Source organism: Streptomyces sp. NPDC040622 (genome assembly GCF_055593965.1).
The window spans coordinates 161,624-177,805 of the sequence record NZ_JBVIXD010000008.1 but is presented as its reverse complement, the minus strand read 5'-3'; the positions used below and the strand labels follow the sequence as shown (position 1 = coordinate 177,805).

10 protein-coding genes are annotated in these 16,182 nt (G+C 71.1%); 8 read left to right on the top strand and 2 right to left on the bottom strand.

Annotation, left to right across the window (positions count from 1 at the left end; translation table 11 throughout):
- The first annotated feature begins 37 nt into the window (after positions 1 to 37).
- The 6 genes from ACZ592_RS24030 (at position 38) to ACZ592_RS24005 (ending at position 8,845) form a co-directional block, all read left to right on the top strand.
- On the top strand, positions 38 to 1,549 hold the full coding sequence (locus tag ACZ592_RS24030; protein ID WP_471583976.1) for a sugar ABC transporter ATP-binding protein: 1,512 nt from the start codon (positions 38 to 40) through the stop codon (positions 1,547 to 1,549).
- A complete protein-coding gene (locus ACZ592_RS24025; RefSeq protein WP_471583673.1) occupies positions 1,546 to 2,547 on the top strand; it encodes an ABC transporter permease in 1,002 nt (333 codons plus the stop codon). Before ACZ592_RS24030 ends, ACZ592_RS24025 begins: the two co-directional genes overlap by 4 nt.
- Positions 2,544 to 3,554, top strand: a complete 1,011-nt coding sequence (locus tag ACZ592_RS24020) for an ABC transporter permease (protein ID WP_471583672.1) — start codon at positions 2,544 to 2,546, stop codon at positions 3,552 to 3,554. The genes ACZ592_RS24025 and ACZ592_RS24020 overlap by 4 nt, the downstream gene beginning before the upstream one ends.
- Positions 3,551 to 4,753 carry a substrate-binding domain-containing protein gene (locus ACZ592_RS24015; RefSeq protein ID WP_471583671.1) on the top strand — a complete coding sequence of 401 codons (1,203 nt, stop codon included), beginning with the start codon at positions 3,551 to 3,553 and terminating at the stop codon, positions 4,751 to 4,753. The genes ACZ592_RS24020 and ACZ592_RS24015 overlap by 4 nt, the downstream gene beginning before the upstream one ends.
- Positions 4,750 to 5,643, top strand: coding sequence for a sugar phosphate isomerase/epimerase family protein (locus ACZ592_RS24010; protein WP_471583670.1), 894 nt, complete (start codon positions 4,750 to 4,752; stop codon positions 5,641 to 5,643). Before ACZ592_RS24015 ends, ACZ592_RS24010 begins: the two co-directional genes overlap by 4 nt.
- Before the next feature lie 61 nt (positions 5,644 to 5,704).
- Positions 5,705 to 8,845, top strand: a complete 3,141-nt coding sequence (locus ACZ592_RS24005) for a ThuA domain-containing protein (protein WP_471583669.1) — start codon at positions 5,705 to 5,707, stop codon at positions 8,843 to 8,845.
- Positions 8,846 to 8,936: 91 nt separating this feature from the next.
- Here the strand turns inward: ACZ592_RS24005 and ACZ592_RS24000 are convergent, their stop codons facing one another.
- Positions 8,937 to 10,124: an aminoglycoside phosphotransferase family protein gene (locus tag ACZ592_RS24000; RefSeq protein WP_471583668.1), complete on the bottom strand. Its 1,188-nt coding sequence runs from the start codon at positions 10,122 to 10,124 to the stop codon at positions 8,937 to 8,939.
- A gap of 234 nt (positions 10,125 to 10,358) precedes the next feature.
- Between ACZ592_RS24000 and ACZ592_RS23995 the strand changes: the two genes are divergently transcribed.
- On the top strand, positions 10,359 to 11,849 hold the full coding sequence (locus ACZ592_RS23995; protein WP_471583667.1) for a DNA-binding protein NsdB: 1,491 nt from the start codon (positions 10,359 to 10,361) through the stop codon (positions 11,847 to 11,849).
- Between the two features lie 90 nt (positions 11,850 to 11,939).
- Here ACZ592_RS23995 and ACZ592_RS23990 read toward each other — a convergent pair whose 3' ends face one another.
- Entirely contained in the window at positions 11,940 to 13,361 is a 1,422-nt protein-coding gene (locus tag ACZ592_RS23990; protein WP_471583666.1) for a PP2C family protein-serine/threonine phosphatase, read from the bottom strand.
- 1,301 nt (positions 13,362 to 14,662) lie between these two features.
- Here ACZ592_RS23990 and ACZ592_RS23985 point away from each other — a divergent pair.
- A complete protein-coding gene (locus tag ACZ592_RS23985) occupies positions 14,663 to 16,141 on the top strand; it encodes a sugar transferase (RefSeq protein WP_471583665.1) in 1,479 nt (492 codons plus the stop codon).
- Positions 16,142 to 16,182: the final 41 nt, after the last annotated feature.

Genomic DNA, 16,182 nt, shown 5'->3' with positions numbered 1-16,182 from the left:
GGTGCAGGCGATGCAGGCGAGCCAGGTGAACCGGACGATGCTGACGATGCGCGGTGTCTCCAAGAGTTTTCTCGGGGTACGGGTGCTGCACGGGGTCTCACTCGATCTGGCCGCGGGCGAGGTGCACGCGCTCGTCGGTGAGAACGGGGCGGGAAAGTCGACGCTGATGAAGGTCCTCGCCGGCGAACACGTCCCGGACGAGGGCACCATCACGCTCGACGGCACGGAGCACGCGTTCAGCCATCCCGCGCAGGCCCAGGCCGCCGGGATCGGCATCATCCACCAGGAGTTCGCGCTCCTGGAGCACCGCACCGTCGCCGAGAACGTCTTCCTCGGCCGGGAACCGACCCGCCGCGGCCTCGTCGACCGCCGCGCGATGGAGGCCCGTACCGCCGAACTCCTCGGCGAGGTCGGCGTGTCCGGCATCACGCCGCGCACGTACGTCCGCGACCTCTCCGTCGCCCGCCGGCAGACCGTCGAGATCGTCAAGGCGCTCGCCTCCGACGTGCGCGTGCTGGTCATGGACGAACCGACCGCGCCGCTCGCCGACCACGAGGCGGGCCTCCTGCACGCCCTCGTGCGCCGCCTCGCGGACCGGGGGCTCGGCATCCTGTACATCTCGCACCGCCTGCGCGAGGTCTTCGACCTGTCCCGGCGCGTCACCGTGCTCAAGGACGGCCGCCACGTGATGACCGTGCCCACCGCGCAGACCGACACCGATGCCGTCGTTCGCGCCATGGTCGGCAGGGAACTGAACGCCTACTACCCGCCCCGCGCCCGCCCCGAGGACATCGGCGACGTCCGCCTCACCGTGCGCGACGGCGGCAACGGACACCTGGCCGGCATCGACCTGACCCTGCGCGCGGGAGAGGTCACCGGCATCGCGGGCCTGCAGGGATCCGGCCGCACCTCCCTGGCACGGGCCCTGTTCGGGGCGGCACCCTTCACCGACGGCGCCATGACCGTGGACGGCGCCGCGCTGCGCCCGAGTTCCCCGCGCCAAGCCATCCGCGCGGGCATCGCCCTGGTCACCGAGGACCGCAGGGCCGAGGGGCTCGCCCTGCGCCAGTCCGTGCGCGACAACGCCCTCCTCGTCACCCGCGCCGTCCCCGCCCGGGACCGCCCGCCCGCCGCCCGCGACCTGACCGCGCTCCTGGAACGGGTCCGCCTGCACGCGCGCGGCGAGGACCAGCAGACCCAGTACCTCTCCGGCGGCAACCAGCAGAAGGTCGTCATCGCCAAATGGCTCGCCGCACGGCCGCGCGTGCTGCTCTTCGACGAGCCGACCCGGGGTGTCGACGTCGGCGCCAAGGCCGCCGTCCACACCCTCGTCCGGGACCTGGCCCGCGAGGGCCTCGCCGTCCTCATCGTCTCCTCCGAGCTGCCCGAACTCCTCGGCATGAGCGACCGGATCCTCGTCATGTCCGGGGGGCGGATCGCCGGCGAACTCCCGCCGGGCGCCGCCGAGGAGGACGTCATGCGCCTCGCCACCGGATCCCCGCGGACCCGTCCGGCGCCCGACCCGACCGCAGAGGAAGGAGCCGCATGACCGGCACCGCCGTCGCGCCGCCGCCCACCCTGAAGCAGCACACCCGCCGCCGCAGCCGCCTCACCGACCCCGCGGTCGGCATCTGGCTCGCCGCGGCCGTCGTCACCGCACTCGGCTGGATCGTCGTCGCCGCCCGCGGCGGGGACTTCCTCACCCTCGCCAACGTCGTCGGCATCCTGCAGAACTGCGTCGCCCTCGGCCTGGTCGCCGTCGGCCAGACAGCCGTCATCCTGACCGGCTCCCTCGACCTGTCGGTGGCCTACCTCATCAGCCTCGGCACGCTGGTCGCCGCCACCACCATGGAGGACGGCGGCGTCGTCACCGCCGTCCTCGCCGTCCTCGCCCTCTCGGCGGTCGTCGGCCTCGCCAACGGCCTGATCGTCACCGGTCTCAAGGTCAACGCCTTCATCGCCACGCTCGGCGTCGCGTTCATCCTGCGCGGCTGGATCGAGGACAACTACACCGGACCCGCGGGCAAGGTCCCCGCCTCCTTCCAGCACGTGGGCTACGACCGCGTCGGTCCCGTCCCCGTCTCCCTCTTCCTGCTGCTCACCGTCGCCGCGGCCCTCTGGCTGATCACCCGCCGCACCCGCTTCGGCCATCACCTGTACGCCACCGGCGGCGACGAACACGCGGCCCGCCTCTCCGGAGTGCGCACCCGGCGCACCGTCATCGCCGCGCACGTCCTGTGCTCGCTGTGCGTGGGCGCCGCCGCACTGTTCCTGGCCGCGCGGCTCGGCGCCGGCGCCCCCTGGGCCGGCACCGAGGCGCGCTACGACCTGGAGTCGATCGCCGCCGTCGTCCTCGGCGGCACCGCACTCGCGGGAGGACGCGGGGGAGTGGTGGGCACCCTCGGCGGCGTCCTCGTGCTCGCCGTCCTCGACTCCGTCTTCAACCAGCTCGGCGTCGACCCGTTCTTCAAGAACGTCGTCCGCGGCGTCGTCATCATCGCCGCCGTGGCCCTCTACGCCCGGCGGGGCAGCAGGAGGCCCGCATGACCACGGCCACGGCCACCCGCGGCACGTACCAGCGCGCCGTCCGCTCCCTCGGCACCGGCGCGCCGGTCTACGCACTCCTCGCGGCGCTGCTCGTCCTGCTGGCCCTCACCGATGTGGGCTTCTACGAACCCGACCGCTTCCTCGCCTTCGTCAAGCGGGCGGCGCCCCTGGTGATCCTCGCCGCCGGCCAGTACCTGGTCATCGTCTGCGGCGAGTTCGACCTGTCCGTCGGGGCGATCGTGACCGCCGGGGTCGTCGCGGCGGCCGAGGTCTACGGCTCGTTCCCGGACGCGCCCTGGGTGCTGATCGCGGCCGGGATGCTCCTCGCGGGCGCTCTGGCCGGGCTGGTCAACGGACTGATCACCACCCGGCTGCGGGTCCCCTCGTTCATCACCACGCTCGGCATGATGCTGATCCTCGAGGGCGCCGTCTTCTACTGGACCGGCGGCTCCCCGCACGGTCAGCTCCCGCAGGACTTCCGGCAGCTCGGGCGCGGCACCGCGATGGGCTGGCTGCCCTGGGCCGTCCTCGCCTGCCTGGCGGCGGGTCTCCTCGCCGTCCTGCTCATGCGGTCCGACTTCGGCCGGACCCTGATCGCCACCGGCGACAGCGAACGCGCCGCCGCCCTCGCGGGCGTGCGGGTGCACCGTGCCCGCATCATCGCCTTCGTCCTCTCGGGCGCGGCCGCGGCGCTCGCCGCGGTCCTGGTCGGCGGCTTCTCCGGGGTGTCCGCGCAGGCCGGCCGGGGCTACGAGTTCGAGGCGATCACCGCCGTGGTGCTCGGCGGTGTCGCCCTCGGCGGCGGGCGCGGCAGTGTCGTCGCCGCGATGGCCGGCGCCTTCTCCCTGCAGGCGCTGTTCACACTGCTCAACCTGCGGGGCGTCTCCGGCGCCCTGGAGTCCACCGTCCAGGGCGTCATCGTCATCGCAGCCGTCGGCATCGGGGCCGCCGACCGGTCCCGGCCGCGCCGCCGCCGTACCCACTCCTCCGGAGGGACACCCTCATGATCCGCAGACGCATCCTCGCGTCGGCCGCCGTCCTGCTGACGGGCGCCCTGCTCGCCTCGTGCTCCAGCGACACCCCGCCCGACGCGCCCGCCGCGGCGAGCGCGAACGAGGAATCCGGCGGCGGCAAGCCGTCGAAGTTCTTCGACGAGGGTGAGTACAAACGGCAGTTGGCGCTCGCCGAGGAGACCCCGAAGGGCCCGGCGGGCAAACCCTGGGAGCAGATGCTCGAACCGCAGATGACCAGCACCGCCCAGTACAAGAAGAAGGACTCGGGCGGCGTCCACCTCTGCTTCTCCAACGCCGGGGTGTTCAACCCCTGGCGACAGGTCGGCCTGAAGAACATGAAGGCCGAGGTCACACTCCATGAGGAGATCTCCGACTTCACCGTCCTGGACGCGCAGGGCAAGGACGACAAGCAGATCTCCGACATCCAGGAGCTCGCCGGGAACAAGGACTGCGACGCGCTCATCGTCTCGCCGAACACCACAGCCACCCTCACCCCCGCCGTGCGGGAGGCCTGCGGCAAGCTGCCCGTCATCGTCTTCGACCGCGGTGTGGAGAGCGACTGCGCGGTCACCTTCGTCAACCCGATCGGCGGGTACGGCTACGGTGCGGTGGCCGCCGACTTCCTCGTCGACGAGGTCCGGCCCAAGGGCAAGATCCTCGCGCTGCGCATCTCGCCCGGCGTCGACGTCCTGGAGACCCGCTGGTCGGCGGCGAAGCTCGCCTTCGACAAGAGCGAACTCGACGTGGCGGACGTGAAGTTCACCGACGGCGACCCCGCCAGGACCAAGTCCGTCGTGGCCGACGCGATCTCCCGGCACGGTTCCATCGACGGCGTGTGGATGGACTCCGGCGCCACCGCCGTCGCTGCCGTGGAGGCCTTCGAGGACGCGGGCGTCGACGTGCCGCCCATCACCGGCGAGGACCAGCAGGACTTCCTGCAGGCCTGGAAGGACAAGAAGCTCACCGCCATCGCGCCCACCTACCCGACCTTCCAGTGGCGCACCCCGGTCATCGCCGCGCTGCGCGTCCTGGCCGGCCAGGACGTCCCCAAGGAGTGGAAGCTGCCCCAGCCCACCGTGACCCAGGACAACCTCGACACCTACCTGAAGGACGGCATGCCGCCCCTGCACTACGCCATGTGCGGGTGCGCGCGGCTGCCGGGATTCCCCGGCGACTGGGGAGGCAAGAAGTGACCGCCGTCTCCGCGCGACAGCAGCCGTACGACTGGCAGGTCGGCGCCAACCCGTGGATCTGGCACTCGCCCGTGACCACCGACGCCCTCGCCGAGACCCTCCCGCGGCTCGCCGACTGGGGCTTCGACTGCGCCGAGCTCCCCCTGGAGAGCCCCGACGACTGGAACCCGGCGGCCGTCGGCAAACTCCTGGACGCCACGGGAATCACCCCCGCCGCCGTCGTCGCGGTCATGTCCGACGGACGCAACCTCGTGCGCGCGGACCCGGTCACCGCCCGCACCACACAGGACTACCTCCGCCGCTGCGTCGACGCGGCCCACGCGGTGGGCGCCCCCGTGCTGGCGGGCCCCGTGTACGCGCCGGTCGGCCGCACCTGGCCCATCGACAGGGCCGCGCGCGCGGCGGCCTACGAGGAGTGGCGGGACCACCTGGCCCCGGTCGTCGCGTACGCGGCCCGTGCCGGAGTCCGCATCGCCGTCGAGCCCCTCAACCGCTACGAGACGAGCCTGCTCAACACCGTCGACCAGACCCTGGCGGCCCTCGAAGGCCTCCCCGAGGAGTCGATCGGCATCGCCCTGGACACGTACCACCAGAACATCGAGGAGCACTCCCTGCCCGCGGCCGTGCGTGCGGCGGCGGGCCGCATCGTCCACGTGCAGGTGTGCGCCAACGACCGGGGCGCGCCCGGCGCCGACCACCTCGACTGGCCCGGGTTCCTGACCGCCCTGCGCGCGGCGGAGTACCGGGGCACCCTGTGCATCGAGTCGTTCACGGCCCACAACGACGCCATCGCCGTGGCCGCCTCCGTCTGGCGGCCGCTGGCCGGCAGTCAGGACGCGCTCGCCACGGACGGCCTCGGCTTCTTGCGCCGCACCCTCGCGGCCCTCTGAGTTTCCGGCAACCGGCACCCGCACGCCCGTCCACCCAGCGCCCCACAGAGAGGACCACCTCATGGGCTGTCATGCTCGTGACATAAAGGGTCTCGGAGGTCTACGAAGAGGAGCCGTCGCCCTGGTCGCGGCGCTCCTCCTCACCGTGGCCTTCCTGCCCGGCACCGGAGCCACGGCGGCCGGCAAGGCCCCCGCCTTCCGTGCCCTGCTCTTCACCAAGGCCGTGGGCTACGTCCACGACTCCATCCCGGCCGGCGTCACGATGGTCCAGGAGCAGGCCGCCGCGGAGAACTTCGAGGTCGTCCAGAGCGACGACGCCACCGTCTTCGACGACGCCAGGCTCAAGGACTTCGACGTCATCATCATGCTGCAGAACTCCGGCATGGTCTGGGACACCGACGCCCAGCGCGACGCCCTGAAGAAGTACGTGAAGAGCGGCAAGGGCGTCGTCGCCCTGCACAACACCCTCGACATGGGCGTCGAGGACTCCTTCCCCTGGTGGGACGACCTCATCAACGCCGGTGCCCACATGCCCGCGCACTCGCCCGGCGTCCTCAAGGGCACCGCCAAGGTCGCCGACCGCGCCCACCCCTCCACCAAGGGCCTGCCCGAGCGCTGGGAGCGCTCCGAGGAGTGGTACAACTTCGACAAGAACCCCCGCGGCGACGTCCACGTGCTGGTCACCGCCGACGAGACCACGTACGACCCGGGCGGCTCCAAGATGGGCGCCGACCACCCCATCTCCTGGTGCCGCAACGCCGAGGGCGGCAAGGTCTGGGCCACCGCCATGGGCCACGACAAGGCCTCCTACACCGAACCCGCCTTCCGCGAGCACGTCCTCGGCGGCATCAAGTGGGCCGCGGGCGACCGGCCCGGCGACTGCGGCGGCACCGTCTGGTCCGGCTACGAGAAGACCGCCCTGGACGACAACACCGCCGACCCCATGGAGCTCGACGTCGCCAAGGACGGCAAGGTCTTCTACATCCAGCGCAGCGGCGAGGTGAAGATCTTCGACCCGAAGACCCACGCCACCTCCACCGCGGGCAAGCTCGACGTGTACACCGGCGGTGAGGACGGCCTGGTCGGCATGGAGCTCGACCCCACATTCGCCGACAACCGCTGGATCTACCTCTACTACGCGCCCTCCTCCGCCAAGGACGACGTCAACCGCCTCTCGCGCTTCACGGTCAAGAAGGACAACACCCTCGACCTCGCGAGCGAGAAGAAGCTCCTGGACGTCCCCGCCTACCGCGACCGCACCTTCCCCGAGCCCGGACACACCGGCGGCGCCGTCGAGTTCGGCCCCGACCGCACCCTCTACCTCGGCGTCGGCGACGACACCCCGCCCAACCTCGACCCGGCGTGGCAGGGTTACGCCCCGCTCGACTGGCGCCCCGGCAAGCAGATGCTGGACGCGGCCCGCACCGCCGGCAACACCAACGACCTGCGCGGCAAGATCCTGCGCATCAAGCCCAAGGACTCCGGCGGCTACACCGTCCCCCAGGGCAACCTCTTCGCCAAGGGCAAGGCCAAGACCCGCCCCGAGATCTACGCGATGGGTTTCCGCAACCCGTTCCGCTTCACCGTCGACCCCAAGACGGGATACGTGCACGCCTCCGACTACGGTCCCGACCGCGGCGGCCCCACGACCGAGCGCGGCCCCGAGGGCCTGGTCGAGTACAACGTCATCAAGAAGGCGGGCAACTACGGCTGGCCGTTCTGCCACGGCAACAACCAGGCGTATGCGCCCTACGACCCCGACACCCAGAAGGCCGGCGCCAAGTTCGACTGCGCCAGGCCCGCCAACCCCTCGCCCAACAACACCGGTCTGAAGGACCTGCCGACGATCCAGCAGCCCGAGATCTGGTACGGCTACGGGGAGTCCGAGGAGTTCCCCGAGATGGGCGCCGGCGGATCCGCCCCCATGAGCGGCCCCGTCTACCACTACGACGCGAAGAACCCCTCCACGACGAAGTTCCCGGCCTACTTCGAGGGCGCGAGCTTCTTCTACGAGTGGGCGCGGGACTCGGTCAAGGAGGTCCGCTTCGACCGGGACGGCAAGCTCCTGAAGATCAACGACTTCCTGAAGACGGCGAAGTTCGCCAAACCCATGGACATGACCTTCGGGCCCGACGGATCGCTGTACGTCCTGGAGTGGGGCAGCGAGTTCGGCGGCGGCAACAACGACTCGGGGCTCTACCGCATCGACTACGCCCAGGGACAGCGCATCCCGCTCGCCAAGGCCAAGGCGTCCGCCACCAACGGTCCCGTCCCGCTGAGGGTCGACTTCTCCAGCGCGGGCAGCACCGACCCCGACGGCGACCCCCTCACCTACGCCTGGGACTTCGACGGCGACGGCACCTACGACTCCACCGACGCCGGTCCCTCGCACACCTACACCGCCAAGGGGGACTTCAACGCCCAGCTGAAGGTCACCGATTCCTCGGGCAAGTCCGGCTACGCCAACGTCCCCGTCACCGCGGGCAACACCGCGCCCAAGGTGACCATCGAGACGCCGGTCGACGGCAAGCTCATCGACTTCGGCGACAAGATCCCGTACAAGGTCACCGTGACCGATCCGGAGGACGGCACCGTCGACTGCTCCAAGGTGACGGTCAACCCCGCACTCGGCCACGACGACCACGAGCACCCCACCACCGACATCCCCGGCTGCGAAGGCACGGTCGACACCGGGGACCTCGGCGGCCACCCCGAGGGCGCCGACCTCACCTACGTCCTCAACGCGAAGTACACCGACAAGGGCGGCGACGGCGTCGGAGCCCTGAGCGGGTACGGCCGTTCGGTGCTGCAGCCCAAGCACAAGCAGGCCGAGTACCGGGACGACCAGTCGGGGACCCGCATCGTGTCGCAGGAGGGAGCCGAGAACGGCAAGCGCATCGGCGACATCAGCAACGGCGACTGGATCGCGTACAGCCCGATGAGCGTGGAGGGCATCGGCAAGGTCACCTACAAGCTGTCCTCGCCCTACGGCGTCGGATCCGTGGAGCTGCGCGCGGACGCGCCCGACGGCAAGCTGCTCGCCACGACGCCCGTGCCCAACACCGGAGGCTGGGACACCTACCAGTCCACCCCCGCCGTCCCGGTCGAGGCGCTGGCCGGAACGCACAAGCTGTACCTGGTCTTCACCTCGCCCCAGGACAACTCCTTCGACGTGGACGCCGTGCAGTTCTCCACGTCATAGTCCACCGGGACACAGACCCGAGGCAGTAGCCGCAGGCATACGGAAGTCCGCGGTGCGCCACTGTCCCGAGCGCACCGCGGACCTTCCCCCGTCAGCGGGTACCGACCGCCGCGCGCACGGCTCGGCGGGCCAGCTGGCAGTCGTCGTGCAGCCGCCTCAGCAGGAGCCGCTGCTCCTCACCGGACGGCACGGCACCGGGATGGGCCGGGCCGGAGGCCGTCGGGGCCGAGTCGTGCATCGAACGCTGCACGGCCGACTCGTACGTCCGGATCTCGCGGGTCAGGACCAGCATCAGGTTCACCAGGAACGCGTCGCGCGCGGCCGGACCCGCGGACTGCGCCAGCTGACTGATCTCGCGTCGCGCCACCGGTGCGTCGCCGAGGACGGCCCACAGCGTCGCCAGGTCGTACCCCGGCAGGTACCAGCCGGCGTGCTCCCAGTCGACCATGACGGGTCCCGCGGGCGAGAGCAGGATGTTCGACAGCAGGGCGTCGCCGTGGCAGAACTGCCACATGGCCTGGGTCCCGTTGCCCTGGTGCGTGACCGAGTGCGCGATGCCGTGCAGCAGCTTCTGCAGGTCGCCCATGTCGCGGTCGGTCAGCAGGCCCAGCTCGTGGAAGCGGGAGATCTTCCTGCCGTACTCCATCGGCCTGCCGAACATCTCGGCCGGCGGCCGCCACTGGTTGAGGCGGCAGACGGCGCCGAGTGCCGTGCGGATGTCGGCACGCGGCGGCGCCTCGATGGGGTGCCGGTGCAGGGCCGCCACCCGTCCCGGCATGCGCTCGATCACCAGCGTGCAGTCGGCGGGGTCGGCGGCGATGAGCCGCGGCGCCCGGACCGGCGGGCGGTGCCGGACGAACGAGCGGTAGGCCGCTATCTCGTGCCGGATCCGCTCGGCCCAGAGGGGCGAAGGATCGAGCAGGCACTTGGCGACGGCGGTACTGCGGCCCGTGGTGCCGACGAGCAGCACCGTGCGCCCGCTCCGGCGGAGTACCTGTACGGGGTTGAACTCCGGACAGATGCGGTGCACCGAAGCGATCGCGGTGCGCAGTTGCGCCCCCTGGGGGCCGGACAAGTCGAGTCTCCCGCTGAGCGGTTGCGAGCCCGGTCCCGGCCCGCGAGGCGTACGACCGGCACTGAGCGGGGCGCCCGGGGGACGCACCGGCTCCAGATACGGGCCGGTCCCCGAGGAGGGGGACACCTCGCGTCCCCGGTGGACCGGGGGGCGCGGGTGCAGCGGCCGGGGCGGGGCGGACACGGAGGACGATGCTGCGTACATGGGCGATACAGATCCCTTCGTGTGCCTGTGAGTTGCGTGCGCCTCCCGGCCCGATCACTTCGGGTGCACCCTGGGGAGTGCCTTGCGGCGACCGGGTCGGGGTGGCGCATTCCTACCTGACACCCGGTGTCCCCTGGCACACCATGTGGCGCACCCTGGCGAACCCTGGCGAATAGTCGCTCAGCAACTGACAGAGGGTTACTGTCAACTCAGCCGAGAACCTGGGGGCTTGACGTGAACGGACAACCCAACACCCGCCTGTCGGACCTGTTCGGCCTGGCCGGCTGGTCCAAGGGGGAGCTCGCGAGACTGGTGAACAGGCAGGCGGCGGCCATGGGCCACCCCCAACTGGCCACCGACACCTCGCGGGTGCGGCGGTGGATCGACATGGGAGAGATCCCGCGCGATCCGGTGCCACGGGTGCTTGCGGTCCTGTTCACCGAGCGTCTCGGCCGTGTCGTGACCACTGAGGATCTTGGTCTGGTCCGGCACGGGCGCGCAGGGAAGCGGCGTGGCGACGGGAGTGTGGAGCACCCCGACGGCGTGCCGTGGGCGCCCGAGCGGACAGCCGCGGTCCTCACCGAATTCACGGGAATGGACCTCATGCTCAACCGACGCGGCTTGGTGGGCGCGGGCGCTGCGCTTGCCGCAGGCTCCGCACTCAGCAGCGCCATGCACGACTGGCTGCACGCCGACCCGGCCCTCGCGGCCGACGCACCCCGTTTCGAAGATCCCCTGCACGCCGACCCCGCCGGGTTCGACCGCTACGAGGCCGCCCCCATCGGGTCCCAGGAGATCGAGGAACTGGAGCGCTCGGTCGAAGTGTTCCGCGCCTGGGACGCGGCCCGCGGCGGCGGGCTGCAGCGCAAGGCGGTGGTGGGCCAGCTCAACGAGGTGGGTGGCATGCTCTCCTACCGGCACCCCGACCATCTTCAGCGGCGCCTGTGGGGCGTCGCTGCCAACCTCGCCGTGCTCGCCGGCTGGATGTCCCACGACGTCGGCCTGGAGCCCACGGCCCAGAAGTACTTCGTCATCGCCGCGCACGCGGCCCGCGAGGGCGGCGACCGCCCGCGCGCGGGGGAGGCACTGTCCCGAGCCGCGCGCCAGATGGTGCATCTCGGCAAGCCGGACGACGCCCTGGACCTGATGAAGCTCGCCAAGTCCGGCGCCGGCGACGAAGCGCTGCCGCGCACCCAGGCGATGCTGTACACCATCGAGGCCTGGGCACACGCGTCGATGGGACGCGGCCAGGCCATGCGGCGCACCCTCGGGATCGCCGAGGATCTCTTCGTGTCCGACAAGGGGGACGTGCCGCCGCCGAGCTGGATGCAGATGTTCGACGAGGCGGACCTGCACGGCATGCAGGCCCTGGCCTATCGCACCCTGGCCGACCACGAGGCGTCCGCGGCGAACGACGCGCAGCGGCACGCCAAGGAGGCGATCGAGCTGCGGGCCAAGAACCGTGACCGGTCGCAGATCTTCGACTACATCTCGCTGGCCTCGGCCTGCTTCATCGCCAACGATCCCGAGCAGGCGGACCGGTACGCGCGCCTGGCGCTGGTGTCGATGCGGGCCAACTCCTCGCACCGCACCTGGGACCGGCTGCGCGAGATGTACCGGCTGACCTCACAGTTCTCCGGCTACCCGGGGATCCAGGAGCTCCGCGAGGAGATCAAGCTCGCGCTGCCGAAGGGCAAGGGAGCGGGGAGGACCGCCAGGGCGTAACGCATCGGAGCACGAGATCCAGTACCGCGCGGCCCTCAGGGGCGCCGGGGCGTGCAGGGCGGTGTGGGTGCGCCCAGGGGCCCGGTGTTCTCAGACCCGTGCGACGAGCAGGCAGGCGTCGTCCTCGCGCGGAGCCTCGCCGAACTCCTCGACGATGGTCCGCACGCACTCCTGTGCCGTACGCGCCCCGGTGAAGTGAGGGGCGAGGGAGAGCAGCAGGCTGGTCGCGGTGTCCCTGTCGCGCCGCGGCACCAGACCGTCGGTGTGCAGCAACAGCAGGTCGCCGGGCCGCAGTTGCTCTTCGGTCTGCTCGTAGGTGGCCCCGGAGGTGGCGCCGAGGAGCACGCCGCGCGGCGGCTTCAGCGTGCGCCCCGCCCCGTCGCGGAACAGCAGCGGGGCGGGGTGTCCGGCCTGCGCCCAGGTGAGGCGGTGCGTGGCGGGGTCGTAGTGGCAGCAGACGGCGCTGCCCAGCGCGGGCTGGACCGTGGCGTCCAGCAAGTGGTTGAGCCAGCCCATGAGCCGGCCCGGCGGGGCGCCGGCGACCGCCATGCCGCGCAGCGCGCCGATCAGCATCGCCATGCCGGAGGTGACGGCGACGCCGTGCCCGGTGAGGTCCCCGACGCTCAACAGGGTCTGGCCCTCGGGCAGTTCCATCGCGTCGTACCAGTCGCCGCCGATGAGGGAGCTGGTGGCGGAGGGGAGGTACTGGGCGGCCAGGTCGAGTCGGCCGGGGCCGCCGTCCGGAAACCGCAGCGAGTCGCGCCACGGCGGCAGGACGGCCTCCTGGAGCTCGACCGCGAGGCGGTGCTCGGTCTGTGCGATGTCGCGGTGGCGCCGGAGCGAGTCGCGGCTCTCGTGCACCACGCGCTGGCTGCGGCGCAGTTCGCTGACGTCGCGCAGGACCGCCCACATGGAGGCGGTGGAGCCGTCGGTGGCGAGCACGGGCTCGCCCATCATGTGGACCTGCCGCAGCCGCCCGTCGGGGCGCTGGACGCGGAACTCGCCGTCGATGGGCTTTCCGTCGATGAGGCAGTCCGTGACCATCGTGGTCAGCAGGGGCTGGTCGTCGCAGTGCACCAGGGAGGGGAGTTCGTCCAGGGAGAGCGGGGGAGCGGCGGGGTCGCGTCCGAGGATCTCGTAGAGCTCGCCGGACCAGTTGGCCTCGTCGGTGAGGAGGTTCCACTCGGCGCTGCCCACCCGGCTCAGGAGCGACCCCCTGCGCGGTTCGTCGGACGCCGCGGCGGCCGGTGCGGCGCACTCCTCGTCCGCCCGCGGCGGCCCGTCCCGCAGCTGGGCGAGGTGGTCGTCGAGGTCGTTGAGCTGGTGCACCGCCAGGTCGCACAGGGCTCGCTGCCAGCGTCCCGCGGGGTCCGCGTGGTCAATGGTCACGGCGTCGCGCCGGACGGCGTCGACTTCGCCGCGGAGCCGGCGCGTCTGCGAGATCAGCGCGTCGACCGGGCCGCGCTCGGGCGGCTGGGCGGCTGCGTGGTCCGCGAAGACATGGGGCGGCATGAGGTGCTCCGGTGAAGGTGCGGTGCGACCAACTTGACGGGTGGTGGACCGCTAATGACTTTCGCACAGCCGATGGTGGCCCGTAAGGGATTTGGCAACACACGATGCGGTGGTGCTTCTGGCATATGCCTTTGTCCTGCGGATACGCGGACCGGCGTTGGGAGTCCAGAGGTGAATGGTGAGGAAAGAGTAAGGCATCGGGGCGGAATGTGGTGGTCCGGTGGAGGGGGCGGGGGTGAGTGGAGGTCAGGTACCTGATCGTGGGCGACAACGGGGGTCCCGAGGCGATTCCTGTCCGTCACCCGGGGTGTGTGCGGACGCGAAATCCCCCGCTCGCACGGCCTGTCCGGCCTTCAGAACGGCGCGAATTGGCTCCTGTCCGGAGTCGCTCTCCCGTCGTCGCTTATCGGACGCGAACCGGACTTCGCACCGGGTCGGCGGGGCACGCGTCCGGAACGCGGCTTTCCTCCGTGAGCTCTGGGGGCTAGCCCGGGGGCAGGGGGGCGTCGGACCTGCGTGCTCCGGACGCGGGTAGAACAGAGTGGCGAATCCGCGGAGTGGCGCCGAATGTTTCCCTTCTTCACGCGAGTTCCCGTGAGTTCTCGGGAGTTCCCGCGCACTACGGCGTGCGCCCCGGCGTCCGGCACGGGACTCCGCGACTCCGCAGGGGTCAAAATCAGCCGAACAAGGCCGGAGAGCGGCCGAATTCACGGTGCCGGGACACCTCGCGGTCGCCCGTGCCCGTCACCGCGAGAACTCCCGTCGTCGCAGGTCACACGGCATGCTCTCGCCGTCGCGGCGCCCGTGTGCAATACCCCGCCGGTGCACATGCTTCAAAGCTTGAGCACAAATTACACACATACCCTCTTCACGCTGGCTCCGATGGTCTAGATTGACCGTGCTTCAGCTGTTCGTGCACAACGCGACCATTAATGATCTATGGGTTCGGCGCCACGGAAAGCCATCATTTGCGTCCCCGGCGCGAGGCGTGGGGGTGATCGGTTCCAGGGCCCCGGCAGGGGCCTCGGGTGCGGGGAGCATCCGGGGTTTCCACGGGTTCCCGCGTACGTCGAGGGTCCGGCAGGACATGTGAGTGCATTGCCGCAGGGTGGGCTGTTCAACCAGCGTCGAATCAACCGGTACGTCATGCGCGGAAGGCGGGGGCCTTCCGTGGCGAGGAACAGCGCGGCGCGGAGGGCGGGGCCCTCCGGGGGGAGAAACAGTGCGGGAGACGGGGGTCTCCCGGGGGGAGGGGCAGTGTTAGGCGACCACGTCGTACCACTGGGGACCTGGGGGGTTCTGTGCGGCAGGGGGGATTAGTCAGCCCGTTTCCGTCGGCGCGCGAGCGTTTGGCGAACGGGTCCATCGGCAAGCCTGCAATCGACTGGGAGCAGCGGTACCGACGTACCGTCATAGCCAGCGATACCGTGGCCACCGCCTTCGTGGTGGCCTCCATCGGCAACTTCTTCGGCGCCCGCGACGCGGCCAACTGGCACGAGAAATGGGTCATCCTCGCCTTCGGCACCGAACTGCTGGTGCTGGGAGCACTGGGAGTGAGCCGGTCCTGGGCTCCGGCCGTACTCGGCCAGGGCGCCGAGGAGTTCCGTCGGCTCGGCCGTTCGCTGTTCGCGGCGGCCGTCGTCCTGGCACTCGGCGGGATCGCCCTCACCTCGCGCAACATCAAACTCTGGATCTTCGTCGCGATCCCCGCGATCGCGCTCGTCACCATGACCGCGCGGTATCTGCTGCGCCTCTGGCTGCACAAACAGCGGAAAGAGGGACGATGCCTGCGTCCGGTGCTCGCCGCGGGCAGCCCGGACACCGTGCGCGACCTGATCACCCGGGCCCGCAAGTTCCCGCACCTTGGCTGGCGGGTGGAGGCGGTGTGCACGGCCGAAGGCCTCGTGCTCGACGGTGACCACCTGGACGGAGTGCCGGTCGTCGGCCGGCTGGCGGACGTGGCCAACCACGTGCGCCGCGACGGGTACCGCGTCGTCGCGGTCACCCCGGACGCCCACTGGTCCCCTGACCGGTTGCAGCGGCTGGCCTGGAACCTCGAGGGCAGCGAGGCCGAAATGGTCGTCGCCCCCGTCCTGATGGAGGTGGCCGGACCGAGGTTGCACGTCGACGCGGTGCTCGGGATCCCTCTCCTGAGAGTCAGCATGCCGGCGTTCACCGGGGGCCGCCGGGCCGTCAAAGAGGTCGTCGACCGGCTGGGCGCGGCGTTGCTCGTGATGCTGTTCGCGCCGCTGATGGTGATCGTCGCGCTGCTCGTGATGGTGGACAGCCGCGGCGGCGCGGTCTACCGCCAGCGCAGAGTCGGCAAGGACGGCCGCGAGTTCACCATCTTCAAGTTCCGCACGATGGTCTCCGGGGCCCACGGGGTACGAGCCGCGCTGGCCGACAGCAACGAAGGCGCGGGGCTGCTGTTCAAGCTCCGCAGGGATCCGAGGGTGACCCGGGTGGGAGCGGTACTGCGCCGGTACTCGATCGACGAGCTCCCGCAGCTGTTCAACGTACTCACCGGATCGATGTCGCTCGTCGGCCCGCGGCCCCCGTTGCCCGAGGAGTCCGCGGCCTACGGCCCGGACATCCGGCGGCGGCTGCTCGTGAAGCCGGGCCTCACCGGCCTGTGGCAGATCAGCGGGCGCAGCGACCTGCCGTGGGAAGAGGCCGTCCGTCTCGACCTGCGGTACGTGGAGGACTGGTCGCTCGCCCTGGACTCAGTGATCTTGTGGAAGACGCTGCGTGCGGTGTTCTACGGCCAGGGGGCCTACTGATGCGCGGTGTTCGGCGACCGGCCGACGCGCGGACCGCAGGC

Bases quoted from the DNA above. Each gene is read 5' to 3' on its own strand.
- ACZ592_RS24030 (WP_471583976.1), top strand. From the start codon at position 38: ATGCTGACGATGCGCGGTGTCTCCAAGAGTTTTCTCGGGGTACGGGTG.
- ACZ592_RS24025 (WP_471583673.1), top strand. From the start codon at position 1,546: ATGACCGGCACCGCCGTCGCGCCGCCGCCCACCCTGAAGCAGCACACC.
- ACZ592_RS24020 (WP_471583672.1), top strand. From the start codon at position 2,544: ATGACCACGGCCACGGCCACCCGCGGCACGTACCAGCGCGCCGTCCGC.
- ACZ592_RS24015 (WP_471583671.1), top strand. From the start codon at position 3,551: ATGATCCGCAGACGCATCCTCGCGTCGGCCGCCGTCCTGCTGACGGGC.
- ACZ592_RS24005 (WP_471583669.1), top strand. From the start codon at position 5,705: ATGGGCTGTCATGCTCGTGACATAAAGGGTCTCGGAGGTCTACGAAGA.
- ACZ592_RS24000 (WP_471583668.1), bottom strand. From the start codon at position 10,124: ATGTACGCAGCATCGTCCTCCGTGTCCGCCCCGCCCCGGCCGCTGCAC.
- ACZ592_RS23990 (WP_471583666.1), bottom strand. From the start codon at position 13,361: ATGCCGCCCCATGTCTTCGCGGACCACGCAGCCGCCCAGCCGCCCGAG.